The organism is Protofrankia sp. CiP1_Cm_nod4 (assembly GCF_982290645.1).
On record NZ_CEVIVC010000173.1, the window covers coordinates 1 to 9286 of the forward strand.

Here is a 9286-nt window from a genome sequence, read left to right on the forward strand (position 1 = left end):
GAATCGTCCCTGGTCAGCGCCCGGGTGGCGACCGGCCGGACGGCGATTTCAGGGCCCGGAACCAAGATCAATCGGTTCGTATGCTGGTACACATGGTCCACCACGCTGCGTATTTAGCCTCTGGCCTGGTCAAATAGGTTTTACCTATGGGGTTGGGATGATGTAAGGGACTCCATCGCCGCAGGTCAGCACGCATGAGAGGCCGGTTCGTACAATGCCGGGCCTCCTGAACTGACCAGCATTGACGGTCACTCTCGGTGCCAGGCGCTGTTCGTCGGGCATCCGCCGCGGCCGTCCGGCGTCGATTCTGGACGTCGCCGCCCGCTACACCACCGCCAAGCCCGTCTGACCCGGGTCGCAGGAGGACGCCCGTGGCGCGCGGGCGGTCAGCCGATCACGGCGGGTGCGAGCGCCGCGGTCGTCAGCCGGGTGGGGCTACCTGTGCCGTCGGCCGGGATGGTCCACAGATCCGAGCCGTAGTCACCGGCGAGAGCGTAGACGAGGGTGCTGTTGTCGAGCCAGACGGCCTGGTCGTCAACACTTCGGTGTTCGCCGAGCGGTGTCTCCCGCATGTCGCGCAGGTCGAGGACGTACTCCCGCCACGGCGCGTCCGCGGAGGCTTCCGGCACCCGTTTCTTGAACGCCAGCCGGGTGCCGTCGGGCGACAGCGACGGGCACTCGACGTTCTCGCGCAGGGTGGTCACGGTCCTGGCCCGGACGTCCCCGCGCACCAGGTAGGTCTTCCCGCGGGTGGCCAGGGTGGCGTAGAAGTGGCCGTCGTCGGCGAACGTGACGCCCCAGAAGTTGACGTCAGCGCCGCGGTACGCCTTATCATCCATGATCACCTGGTAGTCCTCCAGCGACTGCTGAAGCGTCCAGGTGCGGGTGTCGAGGATCGAGGTGCGGGTGGAGAACTGGGTACCCGCGTAGGAGTCACCGCTGACGAACACCGTCCACGCCACCATCCGGCCGCTGGGCGAGACCCGCGCCCGGGTGGGGATGCCGCCCAGCGGGAAATGCCGCTGTTCACGCAGCTCCGCGTCCAGCACCACCGCCCGGTATCTCTCCTCGAGCGTGCCCGGCAGCCGCTGCAGGCAGATGCCGGTACCGGCGGCGGCGTAGAAGCGCAGGCAGTGGACATCCGACGCGGTGCGCGGGCCGGCCGGCGCCGACGCGGCCACCGACACCAGCTCGTCCCGTTGCGGGCCCCAGAGCATGTTGCGGAAGACCAGCCGTTGTTGCCCGGTCGAGCCGGTGCCGGTGCCGGTGCCGGCGCCAGGGCCGGCGCCGGTCCCGGCCAGCGTGACCCGGCCGGCGGCCACCGACGGGCCGTCCTGCTGTTGGCGGTCCCTGAGCGCACCGCGCTCGGAGGCGTACCGCACCCAGCCGACGGAGACACCGCCGAGCAGGACGACGGTCAGGAACAGTACGACCAGCCGGGCGCGGTCCGTCATGTCGCGGCTCCCCGCGATGCCGCCGTCCCCAGTGCCCGCAGGGGCCGCGCAACCGCGCCCAACGTGACGCAGGTCGCCAGCGCGACCGTCGCGGAAGCCAACGCCGCGCGGTCCCCCCAGGCCGACCAGGCGGCCCCGAAGAGCAGCGAGCAGGCGAACCGGGCGCTTCCCTGCGCGGTCTGCACCAGGGCCAGGCCGCTGGAGCGCAGCCGCGCAGGCACCGAGACCGCGGCGGCGGCCATCAGCACCCCGTCCGTCGCGGCGTAGAAGGCGCCGTGCAGGACGAGGACGACGGCCAGCAGCGCCGCGTCGCCCACCGGCACGAGCAGCAGCCCGTACGCCACCAGCAGGCCGACGTGCCCGGCGAGAAAGACCCGCCAGCGACCGAACCGGTCGGCGGCCTGTCCGAACGGCACCGCCAGCAGCAGGAACGTCCCGGCCGTGGCGACCGGCAACAGCGGGAACCACTCCCGCGGCATGGCCAGGTCGCGCTGCAGCATCAGATAGAGGAAGGAGTCGCTGACGGTGGCCAGGCCGAGCAGCAACGCGCACAGCGCCAACCAGCGCAGATCGGGGCGACGCAGCAGGCCGAACGCCGCGCGCGCGGAGACGGCCGCCTCCTCCCGCGCGTCCTGGGCCGTCGCGTCCTGGGCCGTCGCGTGGCCGCGGCCCGGGGCGAACAACAGCAGGACCGCCAGGCCCGTCATGGCGATACAGAAGCTCACCATGAACAGGGCGTCGAATCCGTCAACCGCGGCCCGCATCACGAAAAAGGCGATGATCGGGCCCAGCAGCGCGCCCGCGGTGTCCATCGCCCGGTGTATGCCGAACGAGCGGCCCTGGGCTTCGGCCGACGACGCCAGGGAGATCATCGCGTCGCGCGGAGCGGTCCGCAGCCCCTTGCCGGTCCGGTCGGCCGCGAGCACCACACCGATCGACGCCACCCCGTGCGCGAGGAGCAGCGCGGGCTTGCACAGCGCGGACAGCCCGTAGCCGACCGCGGCGACAGCCTTGTGCCGTCCGCCGCGGTCGGCGAGATGGCCGCCGACAAGGCGGACCAGCGTGCTGAAGCCGTTGTAGATGCCGTCCAGCAGGCCGAAACCCAGCGGTGAGAGGCCCAGCTCCGCCACCAGGTAGAGCGGTAGGACAGCGGTGACCATCTCGGCCGAGACGTCGGTGAGCAGGCTCACCGTTCCCAGCACGAGGACCGTGCGCGGCAGCGCCCGCGCGACGGCCCGCGGTGTGACGCGAGGGGTGGGCGCCGCGGCCTGCTGGCCCGGGTCGGTACCCGGGCCAGCAGACGTGGGGACGGTGTACGCGTCCGCGAGGTACACGGACGCTAGCTCCAGATGCCGGTGATGTCCGACGCACTGGCGGCGTTACCCGCGTGTGTCGTCAGACCGGCCAGGTCCTCCAGGGTGCGCAGCAGGTTGTAGTGGTTGTAGGTCGTCGACGAGGAGCTGCCCGCGGTGACGTGCTGCCCGTAGAGCACCGTGGGGATGTGGTTGCCGTTGAGGCTGTTGTCCTCGTCGAAGGTCACGATGAGCAGGCTGTTGTGGGTCGTGGCCCAGGTGGCATAGGCGCCGAGCTTGTTCTGCAGCCAGGTGTCACCGGTGCTCACGGAGCAGTCGTGCATGTCGTTGCACAGGTTCGGGACGACGAACGATATCTTCGGCAGGGTCGAGTAGCTGGTCGGGAACTGGGCGAACGTGTAGGCGGTGTTCGTCGGCACGTTGCTGAACCCGAACCAGGGGTTGTGCTTCCGCGCGTACTTCGTGCTGCTGTTGGTGCAGATCGTCGAGCCCTGGGAGGGCAGGCCCTCGTTGTAGCTGCCCCAGGCGAGACCGGCCGCGATCAGCTCGGAGCCGAGGTTGGCGGCGCTGCTGAACCCGGGCGTGTAGCAGCTGTCGCTGGTGATGCCCTGGGTTCCCCCGGAGAAGAGCGCCATGTAGTTGGGCTGGCTGGGGTGGGTGATGGCGTACGACGCGGTGAGGTTCGCGCCGCCGGTCTTCAGTGAGTTGATGTAGGGAGCGCTGGAGCTGCCGATCACCTGGGAGTAGGCGTGGTTCTCAAGCACCACGACGACGACGTGGTCGGGTGTGGGGAGCGCCGCGGCGTGCGCGGGCTCCGCGCTCCACACACCAATCGACGCGACGGCCAGCACGACGGCGGCACCGAGCATGCTCAGTAGCCAGCGTGGACGCCGGACAGCAACGGCAGGGGACACGGGCGGACCTCCAGAATGGGTCAGGGGGAAAGCAGTGCCTGGCTGGGGAGCGAAGCCAGATTAGTGACGTTCCGCATCATCGTCAGTGCACCGGCAGCGACGGCTCAGCAAACAGGAGACGTCAAATTCCCCACCCGCCGGACTCGTTCTCGAGGGATGACCCGCCGGCTACCACGGGAAACGCCTGGACGAGTAGGAGTGACCGGCAATAGGCGCGGGTCCAGGAGATCGGCATGTGAGCAGGCACGGAACCCGGTGACCGTCGGATCGTCACATTCCGTGAGCGCTGGAGGATCTCATGCCTGCCGTCCCATCATCCTTGCCCGGCCCGATCTGGAGCTGGTTCGAGGCCCTGCTGACCCGGCACACCAGCGGACCGCCGCTCGAGTCCGGCCCCGCCCACCGGCCGGGCTGCCACCGCCGTCGCATCCCCGACCGGGCCGTCTTCGGGTACGTGCTGGACGCCCTCGTGCCCGGCCCGGGCGTGGTCACCAACCGGTCCGGCTCTGAAGGCCCTCCTCACGTCGTGGTCCGGGGACCGGTAGGTCGTTCAGGCCGTTGTGGGCTCGCCCGGGTGACATGGATGAGCCGGGCCGTGAGGGCGCGGCCGAGGCCCGGGTATCGCGGGCACCGACAGCACGGGCTCGGCACCATGAGCCTCGGCAGCGGCGGCATGCTCCGGCAGCGACGGAACGGGTCTCAGGCTGGGACGAGCTCGGCGTGGCGGTCGAAATGACGGTGGGCCGCCACCGCCGTGGTGAAGGCCGAGGCGAACTCGGCGGTTTCGGAGTCGGTGGCCGTGTGTCCCGCCAGGCTCAGAGTCACCACGCCGCGGTCGTCGACGAGGCGGCCATCAAAGGATGTCAGGTCGAGCTCCCTGGGCTGGACGAAGTTCGGCACCCGGCCGCGGACTCAGTCGGCACCCGCCGCGGACTCAGGATGACCAGCCGGGTGCGGCCAGCCCCGGCGCCGACGGGCTGGCGGCGGCCGTCGGGCGCGCCCGCGCGGGCACCACCCGTCCCCACCGCTCTCCCTTGGCCGCCGGGACCAAAACACATCCGGAACACATCCGGCCGCGGGACGGCACAAGAAGAAGACGACCAAGAAGAAGACGACCAAGAAGACGACCCCAGACGAACCTGCCGAGCAACCGCTGTTCATCGCCGCGGATCAGATCAGGGACGATTCCCCTCTCTCCCAGGCAGTCATGATTGCCTCGGCGGCGCGGGCCTCGACGGCCATCGCCGCCCGCGCGCCGAAGAGCAGGCCGGCAGCGAGGCCGGGCTCGGCCCGCACGAGGCCGGTGGCGAGGGCGTCGGCGGCGACCGTCTGGTGGTGGGCGTCCGCCACGACGTGCGTGTCGAAGAACAGACGGGCGGCCGGGGGCAGGCCGTGGCGGCGCAGGGCGGCGCTGTAGGCACTCATCGGCCCGACCGAGGTCATCTCGAACACGGCGAGATGACCGACGAGCGCGGCCCGGTGCTCGCGGTGCAGGCCGAAGAAGGACGGCACGTTGACGGTGGCGAGCGTGGTGGCCGGGACACGGTCAAGGTAGGCCCCGTACGCCGGGTCCAGCCCCAGGGCGCGCAGGGTGAGGCCGAAGAGGGTCTGGTGCATGTCCCGTTGGGCGCCGTGACCGTACTCGTCGGTCTGGATCTCGACCAGCGCGGCCTTCGCCGCGCCGGCCAGCCGGGGAATCGCCCACGAGTGCGGATCTGCTTCCTTGAGCTGGAGCAGGGAGCGGTGGACGGCGAACTCACGGAACTGGCCCAGCGAACCGCGTTCGGCGAGATACCCCGACAGCGACGGGCCGCCGGGAGCGTCGATGACGCGGCGCAGCGCGCCCGCGATCCCGTCCGCGAGGAGGTCGCCCGGCTCGGTGCCGGGGGCGGCGAGGTCCACGTCATCCCGCAGCCGGGCCAGGAGATCGCGTTCCAGGAGCCGGCGAAGCCCCAGCAGCGACGGCTCCCACTCCCAGCCGTCCGCCACATCGGCAAACCCGCGGTAGTGCAGCTCGTACAGGCAGTACAGGGTGAGGGCGGCGTCCTCACCGAACAGGGCGTCATCGTCGGCCGCGGGCACCCTGTCCACGGCATGGACCGGCCCGGCCAGAGCGGTGGTCAGAACGGCGCTGAGGGTGCCCCGCGGGCGCGGCAGGGGGCTCGGCCCGAGCTCGGCCGGGCTGAGAACGTCGCCGTAGCCGGCATCGTTCGGCCCGCGGAAGGCCGTGGTCACGGGCCGGGGGCGGGAGGCGGTCATGCCGGCACCGCCGCGGCGCCCGCGCTCAGCACCTGGGCCAGAACCACCGAGTCCCTCCCGGGCGGGTACGCACGGCTGTGGTCACGGATCCAGGTGACACCGGCGAGCAGGTAGCCCTCCTGGTGGAAGAATGCCTGCCCGGCGGCGGCAAGGGACTGGATGCGCCGCCACACCTCGGGGTCGCGGCAGTAGGAGCCGAACCTGATCGGGCGCGTCACCCAGTCCACCACCCGGTACCCACAGCGGGTCGCCTCCGCCAGGACGCCGAGCGGATCGGAGATCGAGGCGACCATCACCATCACCAGGTCGAAGGAGCAGCCCAGAATCCGGCAGGTCACTTCGGCTCCTCGCGCCCCGCCGTACAGGTCGGGAGCACCCGGCCGCCGCGGCTGCCCCGGCAGGTACGGGGGGTTGGCGACCACGCAGCGCTCCGTTGCCCCGCTGGCGTAGCGGAAGAAGTCTCCGAACTGGACGGTGTAGTTCACCGGCCCCTTCAGCTCCGTCAGCCGGCGGGCTGACCGGAACGCGTCGGGGTCGCGCTCAAATCCACGGACCTGTGCCAACGTCTCCGATCGGCCGACGGCCTCCAGCAGCGGGATCCCGGTACCCGCCCCCAGCTCCGCCACACCGGCGGCGGTGTAGGGACTCAGCTGTGCGCAGGACAACAGGCGCTCGACGCACCACGAATAGAAACTCGACTCCACCGGGTCGTAGAAAGCCATGTCGCTCCTGCCGTAGGTCGACCGGAGGCGGGCCGGCCCGGGCGGAACGGGCCACAGGGCCACAGGGCCACAGGCACCGCCGCCGCTGTGCGCTCATGGCCAAGTACCCGTCCGGCTCCGCCTTAACCGGGCGCAACGCCGGGACGCGCGTGCACGGCGCCCAACTCCCCGCCGGCCGGAGTGCCGAGGCGTACGTCAACGGCCAGAGCGGCTGGCATGCGGGCGATCGATGTCCCTGTCCCAGCAGGGAGATGAAGGTCGCTCGCCTCCTCCGCCGCTCCTCGATCGTCACCGTGAGCAGGGCCGATGGGGCGAACACCGTGGCCTGCGGCACCGGAACTGTGCTACCGGACCGGCACCGACCGCTCTCCGCTCAACCCGTGCCATCGTGGACTCTCCTTCATTCCTTCATTCCTTCATTCCTCCATGTCTCCCGCCGACGTCGCGCTCCGGTGTCCCGGCGCCGGCGTGCAGCGGAAACGGCTCGTCGCATAGCTGGAGAAACTCGGCCCGAAAGCCACCGTCGAATCTCGGCCGTAAATCTTCCGGTGGAGGCGTCCTTCAAAGTCGTTCTGAGGCGTCCGAAGCCGCCGGTTACCGGCCATCAAGATCACCGATAATCGGCGAATGCGACAGCGCCCGACGGACCCTCCTGCCGCGCTCGGGATCGAGAGCGCGGAGCCAGATCAACTTCGCTCGAGAAGGAATTCATGATACTTCCGAATGTGACGGACCTCTCACGTTATAACGCCCCACTGCGGGAAGGCATCCCTGGACACAGGCGCGTCGCTCGGGGCAAGGCGCCGCCCGGGCTACCGCTACCAGACTGATCCGAGGAGTCCGGTGTGGTCATTCGCCACGCAGCCGAGATGTCCCTGCCCGAGGCTGATTCGACACCCGCCGTGCTGATCGTGCTGGCCATGGCCGCCGTGCTCGGCTACACGGTTGCGCTGGTCGTCGACCGGACAGCCCGTCGGGCCGGGCGCCGTTCGGCAGCCGCCGCCGACCTGGCCCAGCGCGGCCGACGCCCGGCCCACCTCACCCTCGTCATCCTCGCTCTGCTTGTCGCGCTGAACGCCATGCCCGAACAGAACTGGACCGGGGCCATCGTCCGGCTGCTCGGCCTGGCCTTCATCGGCGGCGTCTCCTGGCTGGTGGCGGTGCTCACCTTCCTCCTCGAGGATCTTGCCCTGGCTCGCTACCGGATGGACGTCGCCGACAACCGGCACGCCCGCCGGGTGCGTACACAGGTGATCCTGCTGCGTCGCATCACGGTGGTCGTCATCACCGTCATCGCCGTGGCCTCGATGCTGATGACGTTCCCCAGCGTGCGCATTGCCGGTGCCAGCATCGTCGCGTCCGCCGGAATCGTCGGCATCTTCGCCGGGCTGGCCGCACAGACCTCGCTGGCAAACGTGTTCGCCGGGCTGCAGCTCGCCTTCACCGACGCCATACGGGTGGACGACGTGGTCGTCGTGGAGAAGGAATGGGGACGCATCGAGGAGATCACACTGACCTACGTGGTAGTCCACATCTGGGACGACCGACGCATGATCCTGCCATCGACATACTTCACCACCGTGCCGTTCCAGAACTGGACGCGTCGGGAGGCGGCCGTGCTCGGCGTGGTCGAGCTGGACCTGGACTGGTCGGTGCCGGTGGAGGAGATGCGGGCGGAGATGCACCGGATCCTGGACGCCACCGCCCTGTGGGACGGCCGGGTCTCGGTGCTCCAGGTGACCGACGCGGTCGGCGGATGCGTGCGGGTCCGGGTGCTGGTCAGCGGTAGCGACGGACCGACCGTCTTCGACCTGCGCTGCCACGTCCGGGAGTTGCTCGTGCGATGGCTGCGACAGCGGCACCCGGCGGCGCTGCCAAGGACACGGCTCGAACACGAGCGGAGCGGCCCGGCGTGGGACGGCGAGCATGACGGCCACGGGAAGGGGGTGTACGGGCCGGCGCAGCGGCGCGAATCCGACCCGACCACTGCCAGGGTCGCGGCCGCCGATCCGGCCACCACCAGTACGGGGATGGACCTCCCCGCGCATCCCGAGGAAGCTCACCCCGACGCCCGCCTGTTCGGGGGCAGTCCGGATGCGGCCGAGCGCTCCCGGGCGTTCAGCGAGACCGGTGAGAACGGCTCACGCCGGCCGCCGTCCTAGCGGGAAAAGCCCTCTCTTCGGTCGGCGAGCCGGGCCCTGGCTGACCCCGTCGAGGGTCAGAACCCGGTAAGGGTGATCTTCATCGCGCCTCCGGCTTTCGGCGACCCCGGCGAGTTGCCTGGTGACCGAGCCTCAGCCTTCGAAGAAGCCGAGTTCCTCGTGACGGGCGCGGGCGGCGGGATCACCATGGCGGACGATGACCCGGTAGTCCATATCCTCTGGATGATCGCTCAGGACGGCTGGACCATCGAGGTGGCCGAAGCCCGGCCCCGGTCGGCCACCGACCGCGACGGCCTCGACATCACGATCCACGACGCGGTCCCGCGCGCCCGCCGAGACGACACCCACGACCGCCCGGAGCCGGCCCTCCGCTGTCAGGCACGCGGCCGACCTCGACGCCATCACTGCCAACGGCGGCCAGGGGAGTGGGCAACCGCGTCGGGTCATCTGCGTCCCACCAGG

General features: G+C 70.4%; 8 protein-coding genes. 2 read left to right on the forward strand and 6 right to left on the reverse strand.

What is annotated here, in order from left to right:
• Positions 1–386 precede the first annotated feature (386 nt).
• The 6 genes from AC5LSR_RS21530 to AC5LSR_RS21555 form a co-directional block, all read right to left on the reverse strand.
• Entirely contained in the window at positions 387–1454 is a 1068-nt protein-coding gene (locus AC5LSR_RS21530) for a TolB family protein (protein ID WP_250291597.1), read from the reverse strand.
• Positions 1451–2788: an MFS transporter gene (locus AC5LSR_RS21535; RefSeq protein ID WP_250291595.1), complete on the reverse strand. Its 1338-nt coding sequence runs from the start codon at positions 2786–2788 to the stop codon at positions 1451–1453. The genes AC5LSR_RS21530 and AC5LSR_RS21535 overlap by 4 nt, the downstream gene beginning before the upstream one ends.
• A 5-nt stretch (positions 2789–2793) precedes the next feature.
• Positions 2794–3681 (reverse strand): alkaline phosphatase family protein, encoded by an 888-nt coding sequence (locus AC5LSR_RS21540; RefSeq protein WP_250291593.1) that lies wholly within the window; start codon positions 3679–3681, stop codon positions 2794–2796.
• A gap of 699 nt (positions 3682–4380) precedes the next feature.
• Entirely contained in the window at positions 4381–4581 is a 201-nt protein-coding gene (locus AC5LSR_RS21545) for a hypothetical protein (RefSeq protein ID WP_250285692.1), read from the reverse strand.
• Positions 4582–4851: 270 nt separating this feature from the next.
• The gene (locus AC5LSR_RS21550; RefSeq protein ID WP_250285691.1) at positions 4852–5940 is read right to left on the reverse strand and encodes an iron-containing redox enzyme family protein; all 1089 of its coding nucleotides are present in this window, start codon (positions 5938–5940) and stop codon (positions 4852–4854) included.
• Positions 5937–6662 (reverse strand): class I SAM-dependent methyltransferase, encoded by a 726-nt coding sequence (locus tag AC5LSR_RS21555; RefSeq protein ID WP_250285690.1) that lies wholly within the window; start codon positions 6660–6662, stop codon positions 5937–5939. The genes AC5LSR_RS21550 and AC5LSR_RS21555 overlap by 4 nt, the downstream gene beginning before the upstream one ends.
• Positions 6663–7507: 845 nt before the next feature.
• Here AC5LSR_RS21555 and AC5LSR_RS21560 point away from each other — a divergent pair.
• Positions 7508–8824, forward strand: coding sequence for a mechanosensitive ion channel family protein (locus AC5LSR_RS21560; RefSeq protein WP_445548741.1), 1317 nt, complete (start codon positions 7508–7510; stop codon positions 8822–8824).
• Between the two features lie 72 nt (positions 8825–8896).
• Positions 8897–9286, forward strand: a 390-nt coding sequence (locus AC5LSR_RS21565; protein ID WP_493468906.1) for a hypothetical protein, incomplete at its 3' end; no start/stop codon positions are given.

Excerpts from the sequence above, each read along its gene's own strand:
- AC5LSR_RS21550 (WP_250285691.1), bottom strand. The coding sequence starts at position 5,940 with ATGACCGCCTCCCGCCCCCGGCCCGTGACCACGGCCTTCCGCGGGCCG.
- AC5LSR_RS21555 (WP_250285690.1), bottom strand. The coding sequence starts at position 6,662 with ATGGCTTTCTACGACCCGGTGGAGTCGAGTTTCTATTCGTGGTGCGTC.
- AC5LSR_RS21530 (WP_250291597.1), bottom strand. The coding sequence starts at position 1,454 with ATGACGGACCGCGCCCGGCTGGTCGTACTGTTCCTGACCGTCGTCCTG.